The sequence below is a fragment of the Aerococcus sp. 150760013-2 genome (assembly GCF_053627715.1).
Genome location: NZ_JBSEYI010000004.1, coordinates 11,817 through 38,447, shown reverse-complemented (window position 1 = coordinate 38,447; position 26,631 = coordinate 11,817). Strand labels below are relative to the sequence as shown.

Here is a 26,631-nt window from a genome sequence, read left to right as displayed (position 1 = left end):
TAGATAAAATTATTTCTCGTCAAGAGTTTACAAAATCAATGTCTGTAGTCTTTTTACAATAATCATCAGGCAAATTTCTGGTATGATACTTGTAATAGAAAGTCGATTGAGGTGAAATCATGTTAGCGAAAGAAGAATTACCGGTATGTCCAGTAGCGACAACGGTCGATTTAATTGGGAATAAATGGAAGGTTTTAATTATTCGAGAATTATTAAAGGGAACTTACCGTTTCAATGAACTGCACCGGTCTATTGAAGGAATCAGTCAGAAAGTCTTGACGGAAAACCTGCGCAAGTTGGAGTCAGACGGGATTATCCAGCGGACCGTCTATGCAGAAGTGCCGCCGAGAGTGGAGTATTCCTTGAGTGAATTGGGGGATACTTTAAGACCTATTATTGAAGTGATGCGTGCCTGGGGGAACGATTATTTGAACGGTAACCTGCCTGGAATTGAAAATACAGAAAAAAATTAAAAACTTTTTTGCTGGCAATGCCTTGGTATCTGTCATTACTTACCAATAAGTAAGTAGCTAAGGAAAAAGTGCCTACTTTTAGTAAGTGGATTTTCATGGTTAAATATACCTATCAACAAGTAACCAATAAACTTACAAATGAAAGAGGTATATAAACATGGCAAATATTACAGTATTCGGTAAAGGTAACATGGGTTCAGCAATCGGTGGCTTATTCCAAGAAGCAGGAAACGACGTCGCTTACATCGGTTCTCAAGACGGTAAACAAGCATTAGGCGACATTGTTGTATTGGCAGTGCCTTACGCAGCAGTAGATGGCATCATCTCTAACTACGTTGACGAATTAGCAGGCAAAATCATCGTTGATATCACTAACCCAGTAAATTTCGACACTTTCGATGGTTTAGTTGTGCCAGCTGACTCCTCAGCAGCCCAAGAAATCCAAGCAAAAGTAAGTGGTGCGAAAGTTATCAAAGCTTTCAACACAAACTTTGGGACTACATTAGCTTCTAAACAAGTTGGCGACAATACGACAACAGTTTTAGCAGCTGGTGAAGCAGACGCTAAAGCAACCTTCAAAGATGCATTAGAAGGTAGTGGCTTGAACTTTGTAGACGCAGGTGAATTATCACGTGCTCGTGAATTAGAAGCAATCGGCTTCCTACAAATCACATTAGCAGCCCGCGAAGAAATCGCGTGGACAGCAGGATTTGCAGTAGTTAAATAAGGCGAGTGGTGAGAAAAGTCGTTTAGACTCGATGGGCTGGACCAAAAGTCGAACAATTACTGTCAAGTAATTGGCGTATTTTGGGAAGCATTGGAAGAGTTTGACTTTTCAAGCCGATATTTAGACTGGAATTAGTTATAAAAATATTATAGATTTAACACAACCACCAACGACTCAGTTAATACTAGCTTGTTGGTGGTTTTTATTTTGCCACATCCACAAAAAATAAGCCGTAACACCCGGGGTAGTGGGTTTCACGGCTTTTAGGGGTAGGTATTTTAATCTAGTTGATCACTTTATTTGGATCAAAGTCGGTGTGTGTATTGGCTGTTTGCGTAGATTGTTTTTCATTGTAATTATCTAATAAGGACATGGCAATCGTCGTCAAGACACCAATTACAGCTGCGTCATCCACAAATCCCAAGGGACCGAAGATATCTGGTAAGACATCAGCTGGTAAGACGGTATAAGCGAGTGCTAATCCAGTAATCGCCTTGATGTAGGTAGGTGTTTCCTTATTAAATAAGGCTTTGGCGAACTTGCCCAAGGTCATTTTTGATGTTTGTTTCATTGCGTACATCATCCTTTCTCATGTCTATATATTAAATGGAAAAGGGATTTGATGTATCCGTCCTAAGACCTAATTTAGAGATTTGTCTTCGTTAGGTCTAGATACATGATGTGCATGTCTACATAACGACCGTCTTTCACTTGGAAACCGCCTGGAATAGTTCCCACAATTTCAAAGCCAAATTTCTCGTAAGTATGGATAGCAGCCTTGTTTTCGGCCACAACCGCGTTAAATTGAATCCCTCTAAAACCGTGCATTTTAGCCGTTTCAATGGATTTTGCTACCAAGTCATTGATCAAACCTTGACCCCGGAAGGCTTTATTCACTGCGTAAGTCCCGTTGGCTATGTGACTTGCCCGACCTTCGTTATTTGCTTTAATCAGGTAGTAGCCAGCAATCTGATCATCCACCAACAAGACGTCAACTTGATTATAAGCAGCCAGTTTATTCTCAAATGCGGCACTTGAATAGAGGTCTAAACCTGGGAAGGCGACACCGTCCACCAAAATATCGTTCCATATTTCTCTAAGAACTTCCGTGTCGACTTGAGTGTAATTTTTAAAATTTTTCATACTTTTAGACCTCCAATAAATTTGTGTCGAATACTCACTATTATACCTATATCAATCACATGCTTACAATAGTGCGTAAACAAGAGCATTCATTAGAAGGACGATATGCCATCTATGGTTATGGTAGGTAAAGCATAAGACCTAAGGCTTTACTTTTTTAACTATCGTTCAAAAGTACCTCAAATTGAAAGGGTTGACATTCCTTTAAAAGATTGTTTGAATAGAGTTAATTCATAGAGACGTTTGGGGTGCTGTGACAGCTGAGAATATACCCATGGAACCTGATACAGTTAATACTGGCGAAGGAAAATGTAGTAAATATTGTCAAAAATATGATTCGTTTGGTTTTTTGCCTTGCTATCATTCATTTGGACACTATTTCCCCCCTTTTGTCGAATACTGACAGGAAAGGGGGCTTTTTTTGTTTTCCAAAAGGTGTCTAGATAATTGAACACCAATGATACTTCACCATATTGATTTAAAAGATGCGATATTGAAAGGATTTAAAAGATGACAATCGATTTGTATACATTGAAAGCTTTACCAACTTACGACAACCCCTTCCCATTAGCCAAAAGCCCGCTAATCCAGTGCTTAACCAATACCGTGACGGTGGAATCGGTGGCCAACGCCTTATTATATGTGGGGGCGGCACCAGTCATGGCAGACCAGGCAGCTGAGATGGAAGATTTCTTCAATCAAAACGATGGGGCCTTGATCAATATTGGGAGTTTATCGCCTGAAAAAATCCGCAACATTTTATTGGCTGCTAGAACAGCTGACGAAACAGACACGCCTTTCGTTCTGGATTTAGTGGGGGTTTCAGCCAGTCCCTTGCGTAACGACTTAGCCCAAGAAATCAGCGCATTCACACCAGATGTCATCAAAGGCAACTTGTCTGAAATGCGGGCTTTCTGTGGTTTAGGCTCAACTGGACGAGGTGTTGACGCAGGGGCCGATGACCAAAGTGAGGCGGCCTTAGTGGAATTGGGCCAAGCCATGCAAGAATGGGTGTCAGAGCATGTCGGTATAACTCTATTAGCAACAGGACCAGTAGACGTGGTCGCTGATGCGTCAGGCATTTACTACTTGAAGAATGGGGTAGAGAATCTTGGTCGCTTTACTGGGACTGGAGACATTGTCGGCGCCTTGATTACAGCCTTATTAGGAGCTGGTCAACCAGCCCTAGAAGCTGTCATTTTAGCGGTATCTTACTTCAATTTATGTGGTGAAAAAGCGGACGCAACAACACATGGTCTAGCCGATTTTAGACAAGCAACATTGAATAACCTGTCTCTATTGTTAGAAGACGATGAATGGGTAACAGGTATCAAGGGAGGTCAACTATAATGGATTACAGTTTATATCTAGTCACAGCAGGTTTTGATTACCAAGAAGACACCTTTTTACAAGTGGTTGAAGACGCAGTCAAGGCGGGGGTTACTTTGGTTCAATTCCGGGACAAAACGGCAACCAGCCGCGATGCTTACGCCTTAGCCCAAAAATTGAAAGCCATCACCGACCGATACGATGTACCCTTGATCATCAACGACCGGGTGGATTTAGCGCTAGCGATGGACGCAGCGGGTGTCCATATTGGCGACGACGAATTGCCGGTTGACGTGGTTCGGAAACTCATCGGACCAGACAAGATTTTAGGGGTCTCAACCAAAACCCTAGCGCGGGCAGAAGAAGCCTACCAACAAGGGGCGGACTATTTGGGTGTCGGGGCCATCTTCCCAACAACTACCAAGGATTCCAGCCTAGTAACAGTAGAAACTTTACAGACGATCAGCAGCCAAGTAGCTATCCCAGTTGTCGCAATTGGCGGCATTCAATTGGATAATATCAAAACATTAGCCGGTAGTGGGATTGCGGGGATTTCAGTAGTTTCTGAAATTATGTTGGCAGATTCGGTGACACAACGCGTAAGAGATTTAAAAGCTAAAGTAGCAGATATTTTGGAGGTGGACTAAATGGTAAATTCAACACCACAAGTAGTGACAATCGCTGGGTCTGACTCAGGTGGGGGCGCAGGGATTCAAGCCGACTTGAAAACTTTCCAAGCTCGCAAAGCCTTTGGTATGTCGATTGTGGTCGCCTTGACTGCGCAGAATACTTTAGGCGTCCAATCGGCCTTACCAGTACCCTTGGACTTTATCGATGCACAATTTGCCTCATTGAAAGCGGACTTCAGAATTGGCGCTGTCAAAACAGGCATGTTATTTAACGGTGCTTATGTAGAGAATGTGGTTAAAAATCTGAAAGAGGTAGACTTTGGACCTTTAATCGTTGACCCAGTCATGGTGGCTAAGGGTGGCCATCAATTGTTGGACCAAGACGCCGTCGACGCCATTCAAAACAAATTACTCCCTCTTGCGACCTTAGTCACACCAAATATTCCTGAAGCAGAAATCATCGCTGATATGACCATTGAATCAGAAACGGATATGTTGGCGGCGGGATTGAAGATACAAGGATATGGGGCTAAAAACGTGATTGTCAAAGGGGGCCATTCAAAAGCAGAACGGGCCAGAGACTTAGTTCTCTTTGAAAACCGGGAACAATTATGGCTGTCTAGTCCACGGGTCAATACAGAAAACACACACGGGACAGGGGATACCTTGTCTGCCGCAATTGCAGCCGAATTGGCTAAAGGAACTGACTTGAAGGACGCCATCATTATCGGCAAGCAGTTTATCCAGGGTGCTATCGCAGACGGAATCGACGTCGGCCATGGACACGGACCAACCAACCACTGGGCGGATTTGTCAGATGATATAGTTGTTGAAAGTGAGTAAAACATAGCAAAAAGGACCTAGACTAGGGAAAAAGTGCAAGCGCATAATCCCAAATCTTGGTCCTTATTTTATATGTTTAAAATTTATTACAGCCTAAAAGCCCAACACTTCCAGCATCTCTTGGTGAGATATGCTTTCATCTTTAGATTGATGTTGTGCCATTGCTTTCTCGTACAAGGTCATATCCATTTGCTTTTCTAGGTCTGTCAGAAGACTTGTTCTCACTAATTCTGAAACACTCAAGTTATTCAATTTAGCCATATATTGAATAAATAAGTATTCTTCATCCGTAACGCCAAAGGAAGATGTATGCATATTATAGCCTCCTGTGATGACTATTATTTCTGACGTCGTTTAACCACAAAATCATAGATGGTTAGGATTACGAGATAGATAAGTGTTGCGAGACTACCGATATTCATCATTTGACTATTTTGTGATACCATGCCATAAAGTAGAAATAGGGATAAGCAAAAACTAATAAAAAATCTTGTTTTAGACATGCCTAGCAAAATGATCACCTCTTCAATACACGAAACGCTGAATATTTTAGAATTTATCTAGCGCTTCTATCAAGGCATCCTTTAAAGAATGCCTACAAAAAATCTTTACCGCTAATATTAGCGTTATAATACCACATAAGATTATCACTTTCAAGTTAACGAAAAACTTCAATCTAGGTTTTGTAATCGCTTTTTTGGTAGAATGAAACAAAGACATTCAGGACGGGAGTGACAAGTATATGCGTAAAATTTTAGTGGCACCGGATTCCTTCAAGGGGTCCTTGACAGCTTTGGAGGCTTGCAAGGCAATGGCGATAGGCATTCGCCGAGCTCTGCCGGATGCGGAAATTGTGGAGATTCCCATGGCGGATGGTGGTGAAGGTACTGTCCAATCCTTAGTTGACGCAACGGATGGGAAAGTCATTGAAGCGGAAGTGGTTGGTCCCTTAGGTGATCCAGTAACGGCTAAATATGGGCTTCTAGGTAATGGCAAAACGGCCGTCATTGAAATGGCTGAGGCATCTGGCTTAGGCTACGTCACCGAGGAAACAAAGGATCCAATGGTGACGACAACATACGGAACTGGTCAATTGATTTTGGCTTGTCTTGACCAAGGTATTCAAGAAATTATTATTGGCCTTGGTGGTTCTGCAACCAATGATGGGGGTGCTGGAATGGCCCAAGCACTAGGCTACCAACTGATAGATAAAGCCGGCAATGAAATTGGCTACGGTGGTGGCGCCTTGGCTGACTTAGCAACCATTAAAGTTGACCAAGTAGACAAACGTTTAAAAACTACCCACTTTATCATCGCTTCTGACGTCAACAATCCCCTAGTTGGTCCAGAAGGGGCTTCAGCTGTTTTTGGCCCACAAAAAGGGGCGGATGAAGAAATGGTCGCTAGTTTAGACCATAATTTACAAGCATTTGCGGACATTATCCAAAAAGACTTAGGTAAATCAATCGCGGATACACCAGGTGCTGGAGCAGCGGGTGGTCTTGGCGGTGGATTCCTAGCCTTTACTGACGCAGAGATGAACAAGGGGATTGAAATGGTTTTGGCCTATACCAAACTAAAGGAAGCGGCAGTAGGCTGTGACTTATGTTTGACGGGTGAAGGGTGTATTGACTTCCAAACGAAATTCGGAAAAACCCCATATGGTGTTGCCCAGGCCTTCAAGTCGGTCAATCCCGATAAAAAGGTCATCGCCTTAGCAGGCCATGTTGGCAAGGGTATTGATGAGCTCTACACTGAAGGCATTGAGGCAGTCTTTGGCATTGCGCCAGGTGCTGCTAGCTTGGATGATCTGATTGCCAATGCGAAAGATAATTTAGCGTCTACTACTGAGAACATCATTCGCGCTATTTATTCATAGTCAAAAGTCCCTCTCGGATTTGTTAATCAAGGCAATTTTACATAGTTAATCCCACTTTCTTTTGGTAGAATAATGTAGCAATTAATGGAGTCACCGCCAATTTCTTGGCTGGTGACTTTTTTATGGGAATACAAATTTGAGGGGATTTACTTATGCATAAAATGAACATTTGGGTACGGCAGAACCTGCTCTTTGTGATTGCCGCAAGCTTGGCCACAATTGCTGTGATATTCGGCCAATTTGACCCGACCTATATCAAATATGACGTCTTAGTCAGTTTATTCGGCTTGATGATTGTCCTAGCCTTTTTCCAGACTTCAGGCTTATTACGGTGGGCGTCGATAAAATTGATCGACTGGTCCGGAAATAGCCGCGTCATCATCCAATCCATGGTCCTGACCTCATTCTTTGGATCATTCCTATTGTCCAACGACATCGCCGTCCTGACCCTACTACCGATTTACTTGAACATCCTGCGTCACCTACCAGCCTTCAAAGGCCGGGTGCTCGGGGCAGCCCTAATAGTCGTAGCCGCAAACTTAGGCGGGGTCTTCTTCCCCTTCTCCAACCCACAAAACCTCATCATCTATTCAACCTATCCAGTCGATTTCGTCAGCTTCATGTGGTGGACCCTACCCCTGATGGTCGCCGGCTTTATCCTTGTTATGGTCGCAACTTTCTTCGTAGAGAAAAGGGCAGCACACACACAAGTTGAGGGCAATGCAGTAGATAGGTCGATTGTTATTCAAGCGAGTATTGGCATGGTGCTTATGGTCACTGCTATCTTTGGCTTATTTAATATTTTTTGGACCGTGGCCTTTATTGTGGCCTATGTCCTCCTGACTAACTGGCGGTATTTACTGCAAGTGGATTATTTATTGCTACTGACTTTTGCGTCATTTTTTGTATTAGTCGGAAACATTACTGACTTAACACTTGTCCAAACTTGGTTGGCAGCTAATATTTCAAGCAAGGCCATGGCTTACCTAACAGGACTCTTGGCTTCACAAGTCTTTTCAAATGTTCCGACCACTATTCTGGTTTCACCCTTTACAGACCAGGCTCATAGCTTGTTGATGGGGGTTAACATTGGGGGCTTAGGAACCATGGTCGCTTCATTAGCCAATTTAATCGGTTTTACCATTATTCGAAACGCTATGTCCATGGATTCTAGGGCTTATTTCAAGATTTTCACCATCATAAATGTGATTTTTGTCCTGATTTTAGGCCTCCTTTTCTTCCCGTGGTAGTTTTTTCTCACTTTTTTATCATTATCCTTTAATTAAGTATTGCATTCTTGACCCTTTTAGTATAAATTAAAATTATATTAGAAAACGAAAGAGGCATCTCATTATGTTAAGCACAACGCAAAATAATAAGCATATTGTCATTATTATTATTGATTCTAGGACTTAGGGAATTCGGCAGCAGCCAATTTCATATGTCCTATTTGTGTTGAAACACTAGATGGGACCTAAGCTTCCCATTTAGGGAGGCTTTTTTTATTGGTATAAGCAAATTTTTAGTCTACTTGATAAAGGTTTGTATTGTTGGTATTTATTGGTAGGGTTTGATTTAGGAGGAAAATATGAATTTGAAGAAATTTGGTTTAACATTATTATCTGCAGCTACTTTAGCTGCCTGTGGTTCAGTGACACAAACATCCAACAGCTCCTCTTCTGCGGGGTCAGAAGATTCTGATACGATTAACATCGGCGGGGACTTTGGTTTAACTGGATCAGCATCTGCTTACGGTTCTTACATCAATGACGGTGCGACTTTAGCCTTCAATGAACTTAACGAATCGGGTGGTATCGATGGTAAGCAAATCAACTACATTGCAACAGATAACAAATCTAACGTTCAAGAGTCTGCCAATGAAGCCACACGTCTGCTAGCAGAAGAAAACTTGTCTGTATTATTAGCGTCAGATATCGCAGCCTCAACAGAAGCAGCGATTCAACCAGCTGAAAACGCGCAAGTTCCAATGATCATCCCTTCAGCAACGGTTGATGATTTAACATTGGATTCACAAGGAAATGTATTTGAATATGTCTTCCAAATTGCCTTCCAAATCTCTAACCAAACAGAAGCACTTGGCCGTTTTGCGGACGAGAAAGGTTGGAGCACGGCTGCCGTTTTACAAGATAACTCATCGGATTATGGTCAAAACTTAGCTTCTCAATTTGAAGAAGACTACTCAGGTGACGTTGTCATCAAAGAGTCATTCTTGTCAGGAGACACTGACTTCAGCTCAATCCTAAACAACGTTAAAGCCCAAGATCCAGACGTATTATTCATCGCTGGTTACTACCCAGAAGGTGGAGCCATCGTGAAACAAGCCCGTGAAATGGGTATCGATGCCGCTATCTTAGGACCAAACGGATTAGGTAACGACGAATTCATCAACTTAGCGGGTGCAGAAAACGTAACTGACTTCTACTACGCAACCATCTTCGTGACAGGAGAATATGGATCAGACGCAGCCAACGAATTCGCAGAGAAATACCGTGCGGAATTTGACACAGAGCCAGACTTGTTCTCAGCAGGTGGTTACGACGCAGCCCGCTTAGCAGCTGACGCCATCGACCGTGCCGGTTCAACAGACCCACAAGCCATCCGCAACGCCCTAGAAGAAACCCAAGACTTTGAAGGGGTAACAGGAAACATCTCATTCGATGAAGACCACAACCCAGTAATGAACTCATTCGTAGTAGGCTACACAGAAGGCGAAATCTCATCAGTAGAAGCCGTAACAGCTGAATAAGACCTACTTTTTTGAAAAAAGGATAACAAGACTAAGTTGGGCCAATATTAGTAGAAGAGTCGCGATGTTCATGTCGTGACTCTTTTTTGAGTACAGCTAATATTTCAAGTTAATTCTACACATAGCTTCTGAGACATTTTCACGGTATGAGAAAATCGATTGTTAGTCATAGGATGATTCGATCAAGTAGCGTATAATACATTATGGATCAACAAATCACATTGAAAATATATTTATATATAGAAAGAAAGTGTGGGACATATGCTAGAAGAAAATAAATATTATATCTATGCGGACCGGATTATCTTAGCGGACGAAGTTGTAGAAAAGGCTTATTTAGAAGTCAAAGATGGTCAATTTGGTTATGCAACGATAGAGAAACCCTTAAAAGGTGAGGTTAAAGATTACACGGGTTATACAGTGGCGGCTGGTTTAGTGGATACCCACATCCATGGTTTCCACGGGGCAGATGTGATGGATGATGATTTTGAAGCGGTTCAGACTATGTCTAAAGGCTTGCCATCGACAGGTGTGACAGCCTTTTTGCCAACAACCTTAACTTCTTCTGCTGACTTGTTGACTTCTGTTGCTGGAAAAATCGGTGACCACTACGAGGAAGCTGAGGGGGCGAAAATTTTAGGTATCTTCTTCGAGGGACCATGGTTCACGGAAGAACACAAGGGGGCGCAAAACCCAGCCTATATGGGTGATCCTGACTTGGGTCAATTTGAAATCTGGCAGTCAGCGGCCAAAGGTTTGATCAATAAAATTGCCCTAGCGCCAGAGCGGAAGACGGCTAAAGCTTTCACAGAAACTATCACGAAAGAAGGGGTACGAGTAGCCCTAGCTCACTCATCTGCGACCTATGAAGAAGCGACTGCAGCGGTTGATGCGGGTGCCAACATTTTCATCCATACTTATAACGGCATGTCTGGTTTACACCACCGCAATCCAGGAATGGTTGGGGCAGCGATGGCAACGGATGATACCTATGCGGAAGTAATTTGTGATGGAAAACATGTCCATCCAGGTGCAACCAAAGCCTTGGTGAAAGCCAAAGGATGGGACAAAACAGTCTTGATTACAGATGCCATGTCAGCGGCAGGTATGCCTGATGGCCACTACCAATTAGGCGAATTTCTGGTTATTGTAAAAGAAGGTGAAGCGCGACTTGAGTCAGGTAATTTAGCTGGGTCAGTCTTGACCTTGATTCAAGCGGTTAAGAATGTGGTTGAGTGGGACGTTGTTGACAGTGAGCATGCCTTGCGCATGGCGTCGCAAGTGCCAGCAGCCTCTGTTGGTTTAGAAGACCAAGTTGGTGTGATTGCACCAGGCCGTGCAGCGGACTTCATTGTGGTTGATGCTGATATGAACCTAAAAGAAACTTACCTAAATGGTGTTTCAGTATTTCAAGCGTAACCAATAGATATAAAAATGAATTTGTGCAGTGGAGCGACTTTCTGCGCACCTCCAATTTTAAGCACCAAGCTAGTTGACATGAGTCGACTGGTTTGGTGCTTTTTTTGTTTGTAAAAAGGCAAAATTCTTACAAACCTATCTAGTCAACTCTTAATGACATGTAATGTTTTATGACATAACTTGTCACAATTGTGAGCAAATTCGCCTTTTGACTAGATCAATTGGTAAAATTTTTTAACCTTTCAAAAGCTTGGTTTTATCGTGAAAACGAATGAAAATGAGATTTCACTGATAAAAATGTACTTGCATATAATTATTTTTCAATCTATAATTTAAACATCGATTAAAAAACGTTACATGAGTAACCTTGTATGTTATAAAATGTAACACAAAGCGTTATATCAGTATAGATAATCAGATAAGAAAATTAGGGGTGGAGAACATGAACCAAGACGCCAATCATCACGCTTTGAATTATCAAGCGTATGCCAGTGAAACATTCGAACATTTACACCGTCATCCAGAAATATCTTTTCATGAATACCAGACCAGAAAGCTTATACGCCAAGAACTAGAAAATTTTGGCTACACCGATATTGAAACAGATGTTGGTGGCGGAGGGGTGATCACCAGACTTAAAGGTGACAAGCCGGGTCCGACAATTGCCTTTCGGGCCGACATGGACGCGCTACAAATTCAGGAAGAGACAGACTTAACTTATAAGTCGGCAGTTGACGGGGTGATGCACGCTTGTGGTCATGACGCCCATACGACAATTTTATTAACGGCAGCGAAATACTTGATCCATTTGAAAGAAGAGATCGCTGGGACATTGGTATTCCTTTTCCAACATGCGGAAGAAGTGAAACCAGGTGGTGCCAAGTCCATTATGGCATCCGGCGCCCTAGACGATGTGGATAAAATCTTCGGCCTTCATGTGTCAGGCGAAAAAGCCTTTGATGGCACCATCTCTTACCACGAAGGGTTTGCGACCGCCAATTCAGATACCTTCGCCATCGAGGTCCACGGGAAAGGTGGTCACGCAGCTACTCCCCACCAAAATGTGGATGTAACCTTGACAGCAGCCTACCTGATCCAGCAATTACAGTCCATTATCTCGCGCCATAAAAACCCTATGGATCCTGGTGTTGTTACAATTGGGAACTTCCATGCTGGGAACGGGGTGGCCAATGTCATGGCCAACGTTGCTAGCTTAAATGGGACGATTCGGACTTATAATCCTGACTTACGTGCCCTTGCAAAAAAAGATTTATTCTCCCTATCTGAAGATATTGCGGCAGCCCACGGTGCTTCAGTTAAGATAGATTTCATTGATGGCTATCCAGCCCTCTACAACCATCCAACGGAAACGCAAACAGTAGTTGATATCTTTAAAGAAAGATTTGGCCAAGACATGGTCAATGAAAAGCCAGCTAGTATGGGTGGGGAAGATTTCGCCTACTACGTCCAAAAAATCCCGGGACTTTTCTATTTTATTCCAGCGGGTGCCCATCCAGACGGCGAGAATTACCCCCATCACCATCCAAAATTTGAAATTGACCAAAGATGTCTCATGTTGGGACTAGAAACCATCTTAACCATCGTCAATCATTATGTTATCGAAAGTGAGGTTGAAGCCTATGTTGAAAGCAGATATAGCGAGTACTAGTCGAATCGAAAGTGAAGTCAGCCAAGCCACGGCAGCCCTTTTGGCCAAATGGTTAAAACATGCAGCGTCTATTGAATCAGATGTTGTCCAAGTCCGGCGCCACCTACACAAAAATCCTGAATTGTCTTTTGAGGAGGTAGCAACAGCCAATTTCGTTTATATGGAATTGTTGTCAGCCAAAATCTTTGATATCGACCGGAATGTGGGGGATGGTTATGGAATTGTCGCTCGGGTCCATGGGTCTAAACCGGGTCCAACCATTGCCTTAAGGGCAGACATGGACGCCTTACCCATTACGGAAGAAACAGATTTACCCTTTGCATCGGAAAATACAGGTGCCATGCATGCTTGCGGACATGATATTCATACCGCAACACTTTTAGGAGTGGCTCAAGTCATCCAAGCCCACCGCGATGAATTTGCGGGCACGGTCGTCTTCATCTTCCAACACGCTGAAGAGAAGAAACCTGGCGGGGCTAAAGCCATTGTAGATGCTGGTTACTTGGCGGGTGTGGATGCAGTATTTGGTCTCCATATTGACCCTTCAAAAGAGGCCGGCACTGTTGGATATTCGCTGGGTTATGGGTCAGCTGCTTCAGACGCCTTTGAAATCAAAATTCAAGGTCGTGGCGGTCACGCATCATCTCCACATACAGCCATCGATTCTGTGGTCATTGCTGCTGAAACGATCGCCAACCTACAAACTTTAGTATCCCGGGTGTCCAACCCCATTGAACCGTTAGTGGTGACTGTTGCGGGGGTAGACGCTGGTATGGGCGCGCCAAATATTATTGCCGATACAGCAACCCTTGTTGGCACAGTACGGTCCTCATCGCCAGAAGGTCGGGTCACAATCAAGAACCAATTCATTCAAATCGCTGAGATGACAGCAGCTATGCATGGTGGATCAGCTAGTGTGGATTATGAAGAGGGCTACCCAGCCATTCAAAACACCGCAAGCATCGTGACTGACCTAGTGGCCGCCATCGACTACTCAGCCGTTTTCACAGATGTTATCGAAAACACCGCCGCAACAGGCGCAATGATGAACGGCGAAGACTTTGCCTACTACCTTGAAGACACACCAGGTGCCTTCTTCACTATCGGTTGTGACTTCCTGGAAAAGGACAAGCAAGGTCAAGCTAGCTACCCTTTGCATAATAGTAGATTCGTCGCCAATGAAGCTTGTATTCTAAACGCTATGTCACTATTTCTGGTGACTTTAAGTCAATATTTAAAGGTGGTGCCTCATGATTAAATACCTCAGCAAACGATTATTACTAATTGTGCCAGTTTTGTTGATTATCTCTATCTTAGCCTTCGCCATGATTCAAATGGCGCCAGGTGATATTGCCGATTTATACCAATCACCGGATGCCACTCCTGAACAAATAGAAATGATTCGGGAAAACTTGGGTTTAAATGATTCAATTGTAGTTCAATATTGGCGGTGGTTGACCAACTTATTTACAGGCGACTTAGGTTTCTCCTTTAGAACGAGAACGGCTGTTACAGGTTTAATCGGCGAAGCTCTCTTACCAACTTTACAGTTGATGTTTGGGACCTTGATTGTTGCCTATATTGTGGCTATTCCACTAGGAATTTATGCAGCTAACCATAAAAACACCTGGGTTGATCATTTGCTGACGACTTTTTCTTTTGCCGGTGTATCTATGCCTAACTTCTTCTTAGGGATGCTATTGATTTATTTCTTCTCAGTTGAATTGGGCTGGTTACCAATTGGGGGTCGGGAAAACTTATCAGGAGATATGACCTTCTGGCAGGGTCTTTCCTACTATGTATTGCCTACTCTAGTATTGGGGGCTTCTTACTGTGCCAACATGACCCGTTATGTCCGGTCAACCGTCATTGGCATTAACGAACAAAACTATATGCGAACAGCAGTTGCTAAAGGGTTAAAAGAAGAGGATATGATTAAGCGTCATACCTTGCCAAATGCTTTAGTGCCGATTTTAACCGTTATGGGGTCTGATATTCCCCGTTTAATCGGTGGGGCAGTCGTAACTGAACAAGTATTCCGCTGGCCAGGGATTGGGTCATTGATGATGGCGTCTATTAATGCACGGGACTATCCAGTCATTATGACCATTACCTTGATATCAGCCTTTGCTGTATTGGCATGTAACTTATTGGTAGATGTATCTTATGCGTATGTAGATCCGCGGATTCGCTACGAATAAACATGACAGTGCGAGAAGATGCCAAGATGATTCCTTTCTTTGCGTCGGCTTTGTACATTGAAAAGGGATTAAAATCGGATTCGAGCCTCCAAAGAGAACTGTGTTTCAGATTAGGTTGTTGCTGACTTTGTCAGCCACTGCCCTAATCTTCCAACGTTCTTCTCTTTGCGTCGGCTCTTACACCTTAACAGGAATTTAGGAGGGGAAAGAGATGGCTGAAGACCACTTATTTAAAGCGACTTATGCGAGTCCAAAAGATTTTATGGATCAACATATGCTTGCCCGTGAGACACAAAAAACAGATACAAGCATCAAGCAAACGGGCTACTGGACTATTATTTGGCAGCGGTTTGCCCGCAACAAGGCGGCTGTATTTGGCCTAATTTGTTTTATGATTTTATTAGCCGCAACAGTATTTGCGGGGGTAATTGCCCCTTATAATCCAGATGAAATAGTAGGTGGGTTTCTAGAAGCACCAACTGCTACCCACTGGTTAGGGACAGATGAAATTGGCCGGGATGTATTCTCTCGTTTACTATACGGGGGCCAAGTCTCTATGTTTGTAGGGATTGTATCGGTATTGATTTATGCAGCCATTGGGACCAGTTTAGGTTTACTAGCTGGATTCCTAGGTGGTGTATGGGACTTTGTGATCATGCGTTTAACGGAAGTGATTATGTCCTTCCCTTATTTCCTAGTAGTCCTAGTTGCAGTTGGGATTCTTGGACCATCTATTTGGAATGTAACGATTGTGATTGGTTTATTTGCTTGGGCACCGCTTTGTCGGATAGTCCGGGCAGAAGTGATGAAACTAAAAGGTGCTGATTATATTCAAGCAGCCGTTGCTTCTGGTTATTCAACAAGCAACATTGTCTTTAAGCAAATCGTTCCAAATATTTTGTCACCAATTTTAGTCAATATGACTTTTGGGATTTCAACTTCTATTATCACAGAAGCTTCGCTTTCTTTCCTAGGTGTAGGGGTTGTACCACCTACTGCCTCATGGGGGAATTTGTTGACTGCAGCTCAGTCCCTATCGGTATTAACCATGCAATCTTGGCGGTGGATACCAGTTGGATTGGCCGTATTCTTAGCCGTTTTATCCATCAACTTTATTGGTGAAGGCTTACGTAGCGCAGTTGAAGGTGAGATATAAGACTGGGAGGAGGGAAAAACCATGAAAGCAAAACGATTATCGCTAGTTATCGCAACAGCGGCTACCTTAGTACTTGCGGCCTGCGGTACATCCAATGATAGTTCAGTGGGTCTAACGACTGAAATCCAAGCCCAAGAAACAAGCACTACTGACAATACACTGGATATTGGGACAACTAACACCATTTCCGGCTTTAACGTTTTTAACACCACAGACGTTGCCGGCCAATGGATTCAACGGTTCATGTACCCATCATTACTAGACCAACCTGAAGCAGGCGTGTTTGAACCCAATGTCGCTTCAATGACAACAGAAGACAACTTAGTTTATACCATCACCATAAAAGATGACGTTGTTTGGTCAGACGGGACCCCTTTTACAGCGGATGATGTGGCCTATAATTTCAACGTCATCGCCAATCCAAATGTTGAAACTTCTAACTCAGCCAATCTGAAGTCTATCGAAGGGGTGGATGATGCTGGTAAATTAGCGGAAGGAACTGAAACCATTTCCGGTGTTCGAGTCATTGACGACAAGACCTTAACCATTACCTTGAAAACACCCACTGACCCAGCTTACGTTTATGAAAACATTGCCTTTAAGATTATGATTGCCCCTAAGCATATAGTTGAAAAAGAAGACATCTATAACCTGGGTTCTTCTGAATTTGCCACAAATCCGACTGTTTTTGCTGGCCCTTATAAATTCGTGAAATATGAGTCAGGGTCTTATGTCAAGATGGTGGCCAATGAAAGCTACCATAAAGGCAAGCCAGCTATTGAAAATGCCATCGTCCATATCATGGATTCAACCGGTATGGTGATTGCCCTTCAAGCAGGCGAATTAGACATGACCGCTGGTGGTGGGATTGCCTTAATCCCTATTTCAGACATCAAATTCCTTGAACAGAATGAGGACATCTATGTCGAATCTAACTACGGGACTTCAGTCCAGTTTATGTATATCAATAATGAAAAATTCGATAACGCCACTTTCAGACAGGCGCTTTTAGCAGCCATTGACCGCGACCGGATGTCAGACGGCTTATTGCAGGGGGAAGGAGAGGTTATTCCAACTACCTATACCTCAATTTCAGCCTATAAAGATCCTGATTTAGATCCAGTGGCCTATGACCCAGATCGTGTCAAAGAATTGCTAGCAGAATCAGGCTTCGATACTAGTCAAACCATTAAATTGGCCGTTCCAACAGGAAATGTTACCCGGATGAATGCCGCCAACCTGATTGAGCAAGACTTAGAAGCTATCGGACTAGATGTCGTGCAAACATCAGCCGACTTTACCACCCACGCGGCCAATGTATCAGCAGGTGACTACGACCTAGCTATGATGGGGTTAGCCCTAAACGTTGACCCAGACCAAGGCTCTTATTGGTCATCATCAGGATCAAATCAAGTCAACATCAACGATCCAGAGCTTGATCAATTAATCAACCAAGGCGCATCACAAACAAGCTTTGAAGACCGGTACGAAACCTACAAGGCTATCCAAGCGCGTTTCCAAGAACAAGCTTACCTAGTGCCACTGTATTCTGACTACCAATTTACCATTCAAACCACCGACTTAAATGGTGGTATCCAGCCATTCTGGTTCGGATCCCTGACAGATATTCAAGAATGGACCTTCAACTAGGCCACAGAAAGGATTTGATCCACATGCACAACGACAATATACTCGAAGTTAAAAACCTCAAAATTTCCTTTAAAACCCTAAACGGCGTCCTACCAGCTATCCGCGACGTATCCTTCTCCTTGAAAAAAGGGGAGACACTGGCGATTGTTGGTGAGTCTGGATCAGGCAAGTCTGTATCTACCAAAGCCATTACCGGTTTGTTGGCTAAGAACGTGACCAATATTGAAGGTGGCGAAATCCTTTTTAAAGGCCAAGACCTTTTAAAAGCCAGTAAGTCCGACTTAACCAAGATTAGAGGGTCTGAAATTGCCATGATTTTCCAAGACCCAATGACCTCGCTGAACCCAGTAATGACAGTGGGCATGCAAATTGCTGAAGCCGTAATGGCTCATACCAAAGTCAATAAGGCAACGGCCATGCGCCGAGCTATTGACCTTATGGGAAAGGTAGAAATTAAAGACCCAGAAACAAAGGCCTACCATTATCCCCACCAATTTTCAGGCGGGATGCGCCAACGGATCATGATTGCCATGGCCCTTGCTTGTAAACCAAAAATCTTAATCGCGGATGAACCAACGACAGCACTAGATGTGTCTGTTCAAGCCCGTATTATTGAATTGATCAACCAATTAAAAGATGAATTCGACACCTCAGTTATCTTTATTACCCATGATTTGGGCGTCGTGGCCAATGTGTCCGACAGAGTAGCTGTCATGTATGCCGGCCGAGTTGTTGAAACAGGGACTACTAATGAAATCTTCTACCATCCGCAACATCCTTATACCTGGGGCTTACTAGAAGCGACCCCAACCTTGTCGACAGAAGACGACAACTTGTATACCATTCCAGGTAACCCACCCAATATGGCCAAGTTGGCGGCGGGTGACCCTTTTGCCCCACGGAACCCTTACGCACTGGATATAGATTTTGTAAAAGATCCACCCATGTTTAAGGTCTCAGAAACGCATCAGGCTGCAACATGGTTGTTAGATGAGCGAGCGCCTAAAGTGACGCTACCAGTAGATATTCAAGCGCGTTATGTGGTCTACCAAAGTATTTTAGATCGGGCTGCTGCTGAAAAAACGCAAGCGGGCCAAGGGGCTACTAGTTCAGCTTACGGACTTGCAGCCTTTGAAAATGCCGACTCAACTTACGGGCCATATTTATATGAAGAATTAGCCGAAATTGTACCGGTTTATGAAAGTTAGGAGGGGATTTGATGACAGATATTGTGTCAGTTAACCATGTGAAAAAGGTCTACGCTGAAGGGCGGGCGGAAGAAGTAATCGCCGTAAACGACGTGACCTTTAGCATTAAGGCAGGGGAAACCTTTGGATTGGTAGGAGAATCAGGGTCCGGTAAGTCAACAACAGGGAAACTCTTGATGAAATTAGAAGACCTGAGTGATGGTGAAATCAATTTTTTAGGTCAAGATATTACCCAAATTAAAGGACGCCGTGACCTATTGGCCTTTAGAAAAGACATCCAAATGATCTTCCAAGATCCCTTTGCCTCTTTAAATCCTCGGATGACAGTGGGAGAAATTATTGGTGGGCCAATGCGGATCCATGGTTTGGTCAAAACAAAACAAGAACAAGAAGCTGCTGTGGCCGAATTAATGGCTCAAGTTGGCTTAGACCCACTTTATGCTAATCGGTACCCACGGGAATTTTCAGGGGGTCAATGCCAGCGGGTTGGGATTGCTAGAGCGCTTGCCCTAAGACCAAAGTTAATCATTGCGGATGAAGCTATTTCAGCCCTTGATGTGTCCATTCAAGCTCAAATCGTTAACTTGTTGAAGGAATTGAAAATCGCCAATGATTTAACCTATTTATTCATTACCCATGATTTGTCTATGGTCAAATATATTTCTGACCGGATTGGTGTCATGTGCCAAGGGCGGTTGGTTGAAATCGGTACAGCTGATGAAATCTATAACAACCCCTTGCATGACTATACCAAGTCCTTGTTATCGGCGATTCCAACAGCTGACCCAGAGTCAGAAAAAGTTCGTCAACGCCTTCACTATGACGGCTTAGCTTATAGTGAGGATCAATGGGCAGACTGTAGCTTAGTTGAAGTGGCCCCTGACCACTTTGTCTACTGTCATCCAAGTGAAGTAGCCGGCTACAAAGACCAGGTGACACCAGCTTTGGCATTGGTATAAATATAGGCGCATACGAAAAAGGTGGTCTGGAATTTTTCCAGACCACCTTTTTAAGATTTTTCACGACATTATTTTCTTATTGAAGGAATTGTTGTTCTTCAACACTGGTAGTTTTTGCGAAAGAATATGGACTGTTTTCTTCTATAGTATATTCTTCTACAGTGGTCATTTCACCAGTGGCAACATCCACTCGTTGCAATTGGCCTGTTTTGCCATCTGCAAGGGTTTGGAAAATATAGCCATTGTCAATGTAGTAGCTAGGGTCTTGTTCAAGGTCTGACTGCCATACTTGGTCAAAGTTTTGACTCTCCATGTCGTAAGCGTAAATACTTAATTGACTAGGATAGCTACCGTAGTCATTCTCCACATAATTATTGGTTAAGACAAAGATTTTATCTTCAATAATCATCGGCATAAAGTCAGTTTCACCAGCTTGTTCTTCTAGAGTACTTACTAGTGATGACGTGTCCATGGTTTGTTTGCTACCATTTGTTGGATTGATAATCTCATAAGTAGTTGGAGAGATATAGTCTTCACTGTCTTCATTATTTGTTGCTGCTATTGGCAACAAGTGGTACTTAGGATTCCGGTTTAAGCCATCAACGCTTCCTGAGTACAATTCATAACTCGCATTGTCCATGGTAGTGGATTCCGTGATTTCACCATTTTCCTTGTTTAATTCAAAAGTTTTTAAATAATCGGCTTGGTCGTAGTCTTGTAGGAATGCGTATACCAAGTAAATGGTCGTGTCATCTTCAGCGATGGATATCAGGCTGTTACCAGTCCGGTCCGCTTGGTCTAACTGATAAGGCGGTTTGGTATAGGTCCAGTTGCCCTCATCATTTTTTTGAATCAGCGTCAAGTCTAACTGGGCTTTGTTATCGCCTAGGGGGGTATCAGCCTGCCATAATTGTAGGGCGTCATTCTCCAAAACCAATCGGGAATTGGACAAGTTTGGCCGGTCGAATAAGGAGAAGTTTTTGTAGACCGCATCTTGAACTTGGGCGCCAAAAATACTGTAACTGCCGTTGATCGTAAGACTTAGCGCGTCGCCTCGTCTCGATAGGGGGATCCAATGAATTGAATTCTGATCGTCTTCACTTGTTATATAAAGGCTCGATGGTTGGGTTTCTTGCCCGCTAACTCCAGGGTTTACACTGGTCACCTTAACAGGTTTAAAGGTGCCGACCCCAAGCCAGACGAATAAGGACACGCCAACAATTACCACTAGGAAAATAAGTGTCAGCCAGTTTTGTTTACGCATTTTCATCATAATGCCTCCTTTCTTAAACACTGACATAATGGTTCATCAACCATGACATCATGTAACCGTTGATCATATTTGCGGCATAAATGAAGACTAAGACGATAATAGTCCCTTCAGTCGCAGTAAGTGGCATAGTGAGTGTTGAAAAGCCCATCAGGTAGACAAGGGCAATGGATACTACCCAGTAAATGACGATTGTTAATAAAGTCCGCGACCAAGTGTAACCTTTCGTACTAAGTAAAATGATCATGCTATTCATTAAGGTGAATAAGAACCATAGGCCACCACCATAAGTTACGAAGGTTTGTCCCGGGTGAGGCGGGAACAAGACTAAACTCGTTTGCATTTGGGTTGCAAGTTGAATCAAAACTGGTGTCGTGGTGTAGATTTCAGCAAACATGATAGAAAAAGCGGCGTTTGCAACATAGAATACGCCCAATTGTAAAATCAAAATGCCAGCCATCATGATCAAAGTAGAGATTAGCTTGGCGTAGGCAATCGGTGCCCGGTTTCCAGGTAGGGTTAACAATCGGTAAATAAAGTTTCCCTGAAAGTGCCAGTCACGAATCCAGGAAAAGACCGAATAAGCGAGTAAGGCAAAACCAGTGGCCCCAATAATCATGGTAAAGGCCATGCTATCGTCAAAAGCTGACGCTAAGTTGGTAATAGGGAAGGGGTAATCTGTGGTATTTCCGGATGCAATCGCCATATAGCTTGCCCTGACGTTTCTAAAAACCATGATTCCTTCAGTCACTAATACAAAAGCAATCAGCAGGGAATAGAACACTTTCGCCCGTTTTAATTCATCCGTTATTAAATTCAGTAATTTTGTCATTAGCGATACACCTCCCACATCTTATCGGTAATCGACTTACCTTCTTCTAAACGTAAATCTTCCGTATAGAAATCTTGAATAATCCGGCGGTCTTTTAGCATGATTACCCGGTCCACCAAAGTTTCAATCTCATTAATCTCATGGGTTGAAATCAAGACGCCACGCCCAGCCATCAACTTACTGGTGAAAACATTGGCAATCTCTTCCCTAGTAAAGATATCAACCCCAGAAAACGGTTCGTCCATGATGAGATAATCCGAGTTTAAAGTTAGACCTAGCAGTAAATTCACCTTAGCCGTATTCCCCTTAGACAAGTGTGAAATCTTTTCATCAGGATTTAAATTGAAGAAAGTCACTAAGTCTTTAGCTAAGACTGGATCATAAGTATCATAGTATGTGGCCATATAATCCAAAGCTTCTTGAATAGTCATCTCTTTCACCACGATGATGGTGTCAGGAATGTAAGAAATCCGGTTAAAATCATTAAAATCGATCGGTTTACCATCAATTAAAAACTGACCAGAAGCGACTGGGGTTAACTTCATCAAACCATTCATCAAACTCGTTTTTCCAGACCCATTCTCCCCAATTAAAGCCGTAATTTCTCCTGGTTTAATAGAGAAAGATACATCCTCGAGAATTTTCTTCGCCCCGTAAAATTTATTCACCTTTTCAATCTCAATCATCTTGTTCACCTCGTTTTTGGAAATATTCTGTCATGTAAGTGGCAATCTCATGCGGGTCCATATTCAAGACCTGGGTCGTATCATAGAAGACCGCCATGGCCTGCTCCAAAGCATCACGCTTTAATTGTTGAATAATCATTTGGTTTTCCGTCACTCGACTTGGCACATTGGCTTCTGACACAATAATCCCTTCTTCCTCTAATGATTTAAACGCCCGCTGAACCGTATTAGGGTTAATCTTGAACGTTTTGGCGATATCACGACGAGAGGGCAACTTATCCCCAGCCATCAATCGGCTAGCAACAATTTCCCCCTTATAATGGTCGGCTAATTGCACATAAATTGGCGCCTGCTTATCAAACACAACCATGAAGACCCTCCTTTCAAAAATGCTTTAACAAAAGTGTGTTAGTCAATTAATACACTTTTCTTATCTGTATTATATGGTTAATACACTTCAAGTGTCAATAGCAGGATTCTATAAAAATCATTTAATGATTTTTATTGGCAAAAAGGGGATAGGTTGACAAGCGTATGTATATTGAGGGAGGGTTGTTGCTATACAAATCAATTCGCTACTTAAGAGAGCAGTCGTGTATAAAAGTTCAACTAACGCAGATTATTCTCTTACGTTCTATTGCAGTACTTTTCTGACAAAGCATTGACAACGTTTGTCCACGGGTAAAAGAAAACAGACTTAAGGAAATGATTGAAAGGTATAGTTAATTTTTACTGGAATAATGATTACACTTAACCAAATTAAACATAATTATTTAAACATAAATTAGAATACTATTAGAATTCACTTGACTTTTTAATTTGAACATTTTAATATGAGTGTAATCAAGTGAGAGACAGTAAAGATTAAGAGATAGGATCAACATTTACAGAAAGTCTGTGGTTGCTGCGAACAGACAATGTCCCCTATGAAGACACGCCTTTGCTTAAATGACACTTAGTCCGGTGGCACCGTTATAGCTAGACTAGCGGATAAAGACTAGTCAATGAGGTTATAAGTGTGAACTTATAATGAATTAAGGTGGGAACACGTTTCGGCGTCCTTGATCCAGTGATGGATTGAGGGCGTTTTTTTTATGACATTTTACATTTTAAAGGAGGGGCAACATGGCAATATCTTACGTATTACAACGAATTTCATTAGCAAGAGATTATCTTGAAACAGTATCAAATGCAGGTTTCCAATTAATTGATTTGAATATGGTGGAACCATTCGATGGGGACGGCAAAGCCGAATATCCAAGCAACATTGTATTTGAAAAGGAAGGGCAATTATATGCCATTCGTAGTGACTGGACTCGGTCCATTTTAAATTACATGAAGACTTACGACCTGAAACAAGATAACTTCGCTTACTATGGTCCGATGGTGAGAGACCACCAATCAACCTACCAAGCAGGGGTTGAATTAGTGGAGCCAAGTGCTAGTCAAATGGCCAATACCATTGAACTACATTTAGATTTCGTTGAACAGATGAGCCAAGCTTCTTTCAATATGATTGTTGTAAACAACGAAGAAATTTTAGATAAATACATTGAAAAGTTTGCTTTTGGTCCTGAAATCAAGGGTTATGTAATTGAAAAGAACTTGTCGGCTCTAGGTAATAACATTGGTAAAGACCACTATTTCTACCAATTGATGGCTAAACCAGTTTCAGAGCAGTTTGATCTAGTGAAGAATGACTTTGGTGATACGAACGATATGGCCGTGATTCATTTGTTGAAAGAGACACTTGAAAAACGCAACACCAAAATGGTGCTTGATTTATCATTCCGGTCGCCGCAAAAATACTACAACGGCTTTTATTTCCAAGCATTTTTACAAGGAAATTCTAAACCTATCTTCTCAGGTGGACAGTACGCTAACGGCTGGTTTGGTATTGGATTGAATTTATCTAAAGGAGGATTTCTATGATTACTGTGGCTTTATCAAAGGGTCGTGTTTACAAGGCTTTCAATAAATTTTTAGCAGATAAGGATTTAAATGACTATGCGGAGGCCTTGACAGATAGTGGTCGTGATCTCTTCCGTGAGGTTGGCGGGGTTAAATTCATTTTCGCAAAAGGAAAAGATGTCCCTACTTATGTGGAGCAGGGGGTTGCGGACCTCGGTGTTGTAGGTTCTGACACGATTGCCGAAAAGTTGTTCAATGTCTTGAATGTGTCTGAATTGCCATTTGGTCAATGTCGACTAGCGATTGCCGGGCCTACTAACTTGGATGAATCAGATATCAAAGTGGTGGCAACATCATTTCCAAATATTACCCGCAAGTACTTTAACCAACAAAAGCAAGATGTATCGTTAATCTTTTTAAACGGTTCGGTTGAATTGGCACCGATTCTAGGCTTGGCTGATGCGATTGTGGATATTGTCCAAACAGGGACAACGTTAAAAGAAAATGACCTAGAGGAGTACAAAACTATTTTGCCGGTACAAGCACGACTGATTGCCAACAAGCAGTCATTCTATACGAAAGAGAAGAAAATCTACAAGTTTATGCAAGAAATTGAGGTGGTATAAGTGGATGTAGCAGCATTTCAAACGGCATTTAGCACAAAAATTCAAGAGACAGTAGACCTAAACCGGTTGGTGGCTGTGCAGGAGATGATTCAAGCGGTTCAGGCTAGTGGAGACCAGGCAGTCATTGACTATACCAACAAGTTTGATGAGCAGGTTTACCAAAATGCGGCAGATTTCAAAGTGTCAGCTGAGCGGTTGAAGGCGTCTTGGGACAACTTAGACTCAGCCTTACAAAGGGCGTTAGAAACGGCTAAAGACCGGATTGAGACTTATGAGCGCGGTGGTTTACATCCGGACCGACCAGGGGAAGAAATTTCCTATGTTTACAACGCTTTAGATAGTGCAGGATTTTATATTCCTGGTGGGAAGGCCTTGTACCCGTCAACAGTTTTGATGACGGTTGTGCCAGCCCTTGTTGCGGGGGTCGAAAACTTGGTAGTGACAACGCCTGTTTTCACGGAAGAATCAGTGACTTTCGCAGCCTTATACTTATGTGGGATCCGAGACAATGTGTATGCGATTGGCGGGGCACAAGCCGTTGCTGCTATGGCTTACGGGACGGAAACGATTCCTAGAGTAGACAAGATTTGTGGTCCAGGGAATGCCTATGTGGCGACTGCCAAACGGTTGGTCAACGGGGATGTATCGATTGATGCTATTGCTGGGCCGAGTGAAATCCTCTTATATGTGGACGAAACGATTCCGGTTGATGCCATTGTTTACGATATTTTCGCCCAGGCGGAACATGACCAAGACGCTCGGACTTTCCTCTTATGTGAGTCAGAAGATTTTCTTGGCAAAATAGCCGACCGCATGCAAGTTTTGTTGCCGAGCCAAAAAAGAGCGGGCATTATTGAAGCTTCAGTTAAAAACAATCACTATGCAATCTGTGATACGAGAGAGCAATTGATCGCCGTATTGAATGACATTGCACCAGAGCACGTGTCCATTCAACATACAGCTCAAGATGAGATTGTTGAACAAATCAAATACGCGGGTGCTGTTTTCAAAGGCTACTACGCCATGGAAGCTATTGGTGACTATGTGGCAGGGCCATCGCATGTCTTACCAACTGGGCGGACTGCCCGGTTCTCGCATGGTTTAACCGCCAATGATTTCCGGACTTCACATGCCATTATTAATACATCAAAAGCCAGCTATGAAGCTATTGGGCCTGCTGGTCAAGCGATTGCTGAGGCTGAAGGATTGGACTGTCATGCTCAGTCAATTGCCATTCGAAAGGAAGGGTAAGCT

Annotated in this window: 26 protein-coding genes and 1 riboswitch; of the genes, 19 read left to right on the top strand and 7 right to left on the bottom strand. The window is 42.9% G+C overall.

The window, feature by feature from the left end; translation table 11 throughout:
* Positions 1-119: 119 nt before the first annotated feature.
* Positions 120-473, top strand: coding sequence for a winged helix-turn-helix transcriptional regulator (locus ACUW85_RS02920; RefSeq protein ID WP_048725587.1), 354 nt, complete (start codon positions 120-122; stop codon positions 471-473).
* Between the two features lie 157 nt (positions 474-630).
* A complete protein-coding gene (locus ACUW85_RS02915; RefSeq protein WP_048725590.1) occupies positions 631-1,200 on the top strand; it encodes an NADPH-dependent F420 reductase in 570 nt (189 codons plus the stop codon).
* Between the two features lie 283 nt (positions 1,201-1,483).
* On the opposite strand, the gene ACUW85_RS02910 is transcribed toward ACUW85_RS02915, so the two are convergent.
* Positions 1,484-1,771 carry a YkvA family protein gene (locus ACUW85_RS02910; protein WP_259345353.1) on the bottom strand — a complete coding sequence of 96 codons (288 nt, stop codon included), beginning with the start codon at positions 1,769-1,771 and terminating at the stop codon, positions 1,484-1,486.
* Positions 1,772-1,845: 74 nt separating this feature from the next.
* The gene (locus tag ACUW85_RS02905) at positions 1,846-2,343 is read right to left on the bottom strand and encodes a GNAT family N-acetyltransferase (RefSeq protein ID WP_149256289.1); all 498 of its coding nucleotides are present in this window, start codon (positions 2,341-2,343) and stop codon (positions 1,846-1,848) included.
* A 234-nt stretch (positions 2,344-2,577) separates the two neighbouring features.
* Positions 2,578-2,668, top strand: a riboswitch (TPP riboswitch).
* Between the two features lie 185 nt (positions 2,669-2,853).
* On the opposite strand from ACUW85_RS02905, the gene ACUW85_RS02900 reads away from it, so the two are divergent.
* From ACUW85_RS02900 to thiD, 3 genes are read left to right on the top strand one after another with little or no spacing between them, the layout of a single operon-like run.
* Positions 2,854-3,693, top strand: coding sequence for a hydroxyethylthiazole kinase (locus ACUW85_RS02900; RefSeq protein ID WP_182023146.1), 840 nt, complete (start codon positions 2,854-2,856; stop codon positions 3,691-3,693).
* Positions 3,693-4,319 carry a thiamine phosphate synthase gene (thiE, locus tag ACUW85_RS02895; RefSeq protein ID WP_182023145.1) on the top strand — a complete coding sequence of 209 codons (627 nt, stop codon included), beginning with the start codon at positions 3,693-3,695 and terminating at the stop codon, positions 4,317-4,319. Before ACUW85_RS02900 ends, thiE begins: the two co-directional genes overlap by 1 nt.
* On the top strand, positions 4,320-5,144 hold the full coding sequence (thiD, locus tag ACUW85_RS02890) for a bifunctional hydroxymethylpyrimidine kinase/phosphomethylpyrimidine kinase (protein ID WP_182023144.1): 825 nt from the start codon (positions 4,320-4,322) through the stop codon (positions 5,142-5,144).
* A 93-nt stretch (positions 5,145-5,237) separates the two neighbouring features.
* On the opposite strand, the gene relB is transcribed toward thiD, so the two are convergent.
* Complete coding sequence (relB, locus tag ACUW85_RS02885) at positions 5,238-5,459, bottom strand: type II toxin-antitoxin system RelB family antitoxin (RefSeq protein WP_182023143.1); 222 nt, start codon at positions 5,457-5,459, stop codon at positions 5,238-5,240.
* Between the two features lie 427 nt (positions 5,460-5,886).
* On the opposite strand from relB, the gene ACUW85_RS02880 reads away from it, so the two are divergent.
* The 11 genes from ACUW85_RS02880 (at position 5,887) to ACUW85_RS02830 (ending at position 20,052) form a co-directional block, all read left to right on the top strand.
* The gene (locus ACUW85_RS02880) at positions 5,887-7,023 is read left to right on the top strand and encodes a glycerate kinase family protein (protein WP_182023142.1); all 1,137 of its coding nucleotides are present in this window, start codon (positions 5,887-5,889) and stop codon (positions 7,021-7,023) included.
* Between the two features lie 152 nt (positions 7,024-7,175).
* Positions 7,176-8,273, top strand: coding sequence for an SLC13 family permease (locus tag ACUW85_RS02875; protein WP_182023141.1), 1,098 nt, complete (start codon positions 7,176-7,178; stop codon positions 8,271-8,273).
* Positions 8,274-8,611: 338 nt separating this feature from the next.
* A complete protein-coding gene (locus tag ACUW85_RS02870; RefSeq protein WP_182023140.1) occupies positions 8,612-9,790 on the top strand; it encodes an ABC transporter substrate-binding protein in 1,179 nt (392 codons plus the stop codon).
* Positions 9,791-10,051: 261 nt separating this feature from the next.
* On the top strand, positions 10,052-11,209 hold the full coding sequence (gene nagA, locus ACUW85_RS02865) for an N-acetylglucosamine-6-phosphate deacetylase (RefSeq protein ID WP_182023139.1): 1,158 nt from the start codon (positions 10,052-10,054) through the stop codon (positions 11,207-11,209).
* A 442-nt stretch (positions 11,210-11,651) separates the two neighbouring features.
* Positions 11,652-12,878 (top strand): M20 metallopeptidase family protein, encoded by a 1,227-nt coding sequence (locus ACUW85_RS02860; RefSeq protein ID WP_048725621.1) that lies wholly within the window; start codon positions 11,652-11,654, stop codon positions 12,876-12,878.
* Positions 12,850-14,136 carry a M20 metallopeptidase family protein gene (locus ACUW85_RS02855; RefSeq protein ID WP_048725624.1) on the top strand — a complete coding sequence of 429 codons (1,287 nt, stop codon included), beginning with the start codon at positions 12,850-12,852 and terminating at the stop codon, positions 14,134-14,136. The genes ACUW85_RS02860 and ACUW85_RS02855 overlap by 29 nt, the downstream gene beginning before the upstream one ends.
* Positions 14,129-15,079 (top strand): ABC transporter permease, encoded by a 951-nt coding sequence (locus tag ACUW85_RS02850; protein WP_016896660.1) that lies wholly within the window; start codon positions 14,129-14,131, stop codon positions 15,077-15,079. Before ACUW85_RS02855 ends, ACUW85_RS02850 begins: the two co-directional genes overlap by 8 nt.
* Positions 15,080-15,290: 211 nt before the next feature.
* On the top strand, positions 15,291-16,235 hold the full coding sequence (locus ACUW85_RS02845; protein WP_149256296.1) for an ABC transporter permease: 945 nt from the start codon (positions 15,291-15,293) through the stop codon (positions 16,233-16,235).
* A gap of 21 nt (positions 16,236-16,256) precedes the next feature.
* On the top strand, positions 16,257-17,885 hold the full coding sequence (locus ACUW85_RS02840; protein ID WP_149256297.1) for an ABC transporter substrate-binding protein: 1,629 nt from the start codon (positions 16,257-16,259) through the stop codon (positions 17,883-17,885).
* 23 nt (positions 17,886-17,908) lie between these two features.
* Positions 17,909-19,093 carry an ABC transporter ATP-binding protein gene (locus ACUW85_RS02835; protein WP_182023138.1) on the top strand — a complete coding sequence of 395 codons (1,185 nt, stop codon included), beginning with the start codon at positions 17,909-17,911 and terminating at the stop codon, positions 19,091-19,093.
* 11 nt (positions 19,094-19,104) lie between these two features.
* Complete coding sequence (locus tag ACUW85_RS02830) at positions 19,105-20,052, top strand: ABC transporter ATP-binding protein (RefSeq protein ID WP_182023137.1); 948 nt, start codon at positions 19,105-19,107, stop codon at positions 20,050-20,052.
* Positions 20,053-20,128: 76 nt separating this feature from the next.
* Here ACUW85_RS02830 and ACUW85_RS02825 read toward each other — a convergent pair whose 3' ends face one another.
* From ACUW85_RS02825 to ACUW85_RS02810, 4 genes are read right to left on the bottom strand one after another with little or no spacing between them, the layout of a single operon-like run.
* Positions 20,129-21,325, bottom strand: coding sequence for a hypothetical protein (locus tag ACUW85_RS02825; RefSeq protein ID WP_220456989.1), 1,197 nt, complete (start codon positions 21,323-21,325; stop codon positions 20,129-20,131).
* A 13-nt stretch (positions 21,326-21,338) separates the two neighbouring features.
* Positions 21,339-22,154: a hypothetical protein gene (locus tag ACUW85_RS02820; RefSeq protein WP_182023135.1), complete on the bottom strand. Its 816-nt coding sequence runs from the start codon at positions 22,152-22,154 to the stop codon at positions 21,339-21,341.
* Positions 22,154-22,840 carry an ATP-binding cassette domain-containing protein gene (locus ACUW85_RS02815; protein ID WP_154837761.1) on the bottom strand — a complete coding sequence of 229 codons (687 nt, stop codon included), beginning with the start codon at positions 22,838-22,840 and terminating at the stop codon, positions 22,154-22,156. Before ACUW85_RS02815 ends, ACUW85_RS02820 begins: the two co-directional genes overlap by 1 nt.
* On the bottom strand, positions 22,833-23,210 hold the full coding sequence (locus ACUW85_RS02810) for a GntR family transcriptional regulator (RefSeq protein ID WP_016896652.1): 378 nt from the start codon (positions 23,208-23,210) through the stop codon (positions 22,833-22,835). The genes ACUW85_RS02815 and ACUW85_RS02810 overlap by 8 nt, the downstream gene beginning before the upstream one ends.
* Before the next feature lie 755 nt (positions 23,211-23,965).
* On the opposite strand from ACUW85_RS02810, the gene ACUW85_RS02805 reads away from it, so the two are divergent.
* Genes ACUW85_RS02805 through hisD form a run of 3 tightly spaced genes read left to right on the top strand, consistent with a single transcriptional unit; the run spans position 23,966 to position 26,628 of the window.
* Positions 23,966-24,772: an ATP phosphoribosyltransferase regulatory subunit gene (locus tag ACUW85_RS02805; RefSeq protein ID WP_182023134.1), complete on the top strand. Its 807-nt coding sequence runs from the start codon at positions 23,966-23,968 to the stop codon at positions 24,770-24,772.
* A complete protein-coding gene (hisG, locus tag ACUW85_RS02800) occupies positions 24,769-25,377 on the top strand; it encodes an ATP phosphoribosyltransferase (RefSeq protein ID WP_182023133.1) in 609 nt (202 codons plus the stop codon). The genes ACUW85_RS02805 and hisG overlap by 4 nt, the downstream gene beginning before the upstream one ends.
* The gene (gene hisD / locus ACUW85_RS02795) at positions 25,378-26,628 is read left to right on the top strand and encodes a histidinol dehydrogenase (protein ID WP_182023132.1); all 1,251 of its coding nucleotides are present in this window, start codon (positions 25,378-25,380) and stop codon (positions 26,626-26,628) included.
* The last annotated feature ends 3 nt before the right edge of the window (positions 26,629-26,631 follow it).

Coding starts and splice junctions, on each gene's coding strand:
- ACUW85_RS02920 (WP_048725587.1), top strand. CDS start 120: ATGTTAGCGAAAGAAGAATTACCGGTATGTCCAGTAGCGACAACGGTC.
- ACUW85_RS02915 (WP_048725590.1), top strand. CDS start 631: ATGGCAAATATTACAGTATTCGGTAAAGGTAACATGGGTTCAGCAATC.
- ACUW85_RS02910 (WP_259345353.1), bottom strand. CDS start 1,771: ATGAAACAAACATCAAAAATGACCTTGGGCAAGTTCGCCAAAGCCTTA.
- ACUW85_RS02905 (WP_149256289.1), bottom strand. CDS start 2,343: ATGAAAAATTTTAAAAATTACACTCAAGTCGACACGGAAGTTCTTAGA.
- ACUW85_RS02900 (WP_182023146.1), top strand. CDS start 2,854: ATGACAATCGATTTGTATACATTGAAAGCTTTACCAACTTACGACAAC.
- thiE (WP_182023145.1), top strand. CDS start 3,693: ATGGATTACAGTTTATATCTAGTCACAGCAGGTTTTGATTACCAAGAA.
- thiD (WP_182023144.1), top strand. CDS start 4,320: ATGGTAAATTCAACACCACAAGTAGTGACAATCGCTGGGTCTGACTCA.
- relB (WP_182023143.1), bottom strand. CDS start 5,459: ATGCATACATCTTCCTTTGGCGTTACGGATGAAGAATACTTATTTATT.
- ACUW85_RS02880 (WP_182023142.1), top strand. CDS start 5,887: ATGCGTAAAATTTTAGTGGCACCGGATTCCTTCAAGGGGTCCTTGACA.
- ACUW85_RS02875 (WP_182023141.1), top strand. CDS start 7,176: ATGCATAAAATGAACATTTGGGTACGGCAGAACCTGCTCTTTGTGATT.
- ACUW85_RS02870 (WP_182023140.1), top strand. CDS start 8,612: ATGAATTTGAAGAAATTTGGTTTAACATTATTATCTGCAGCTACTTTA.
- nagA (WP_182023139.1), top strand. CDS start 10,052: ATGCTAGAAGAAAATAAATATTATATCTATGCGGACCGGATTATCTTA.
- ACUW85_RS02860 (WP_048725621.1), top strand. CDS start 11,652: ATGAACCAAGACGCCAATCATCACGCTTTGAATTATCAAGCGTATGCC.
- ACUW85_RS02855 (WP_048725624.1), top strand. CDS start 12,850: ATGTTGAAAGCAGATATAGCGAGTACTAGTCGAATCGAAAGTGAAGTC.
- ACUW85_RS02850 (WP_016896660.1), top strand. CDS start 14,129: ATGATTAAATACCTCAGCAAACGATTATTACTAATTGTGCCAGTTTTG.
- ACUW85_RS02845 (WP_149256296.1), top strand. CDS start 15,291: ATGGCTGAAGACCACTTATTTAAAGCGACTTATGCGAGTCCAAAAGAT.
- ACUW85_RS02840 (WP_149256297.1), top strand. CDS start 16,257: ATGAAAGCAAAACGATTATCGCTAGTTATCGCAACAGCGGCTACCTTA.
- ACUW85_RS02835 (WP_182023138.1), top strand. CDS start 17,909: ATGCACAACGACAATATACTCGAAGTTAAAAACCTCAAAATTTCCTTT.
- ACUW85_RS02830 (WP_182023137.1), top strand. CDS start 19,105: ATGACAGATATTGTGTCAGTTAACCATGTGAAAAAGGTCTACGCTGAA.
- ACUW85_RS02825 (WP_220456989.1), bottom strand. CDS start 21,325: ATGATGAAAATGCGTAAACAAAACTGGCTGACACTTATTTTCCTAGTG.
- ACUW85_RS02820 (WP_182023135.1), bottom strand. CDS start 22,154: ATGACAAAATTACTGAATTTAATAACGGATGAATTAAAACGGGCGAAA.
- ACUW85_RS02815 (WP_154837761.1), bottom strand. CDS start 22,840: ATGATTGAGATTGAAAAGGTGAATAAATTTTACGGGGCGAAGAAAATT.
- ACUW85_RS02810 (WP_016896652.1), bottom strand. CDS start 23,210: ATGGTTGTGTTTGATAAGCAGGCGCCAATTTATGTGCAATTAGCCGAC.
- ACUW85_RS02805 (WP_182023134.1), top strand. CDS start 23,966: ATGGCAATATCTTACGTATTACAACGAATTTCATTAGCAAGAGATTAT.
- hisG (WP_182023133.1), top strand. CDS start 24,769: ATGATTACTGTGGCTTTATCAAAGGGTCGTGTTTACAAGGCTTTCAAT.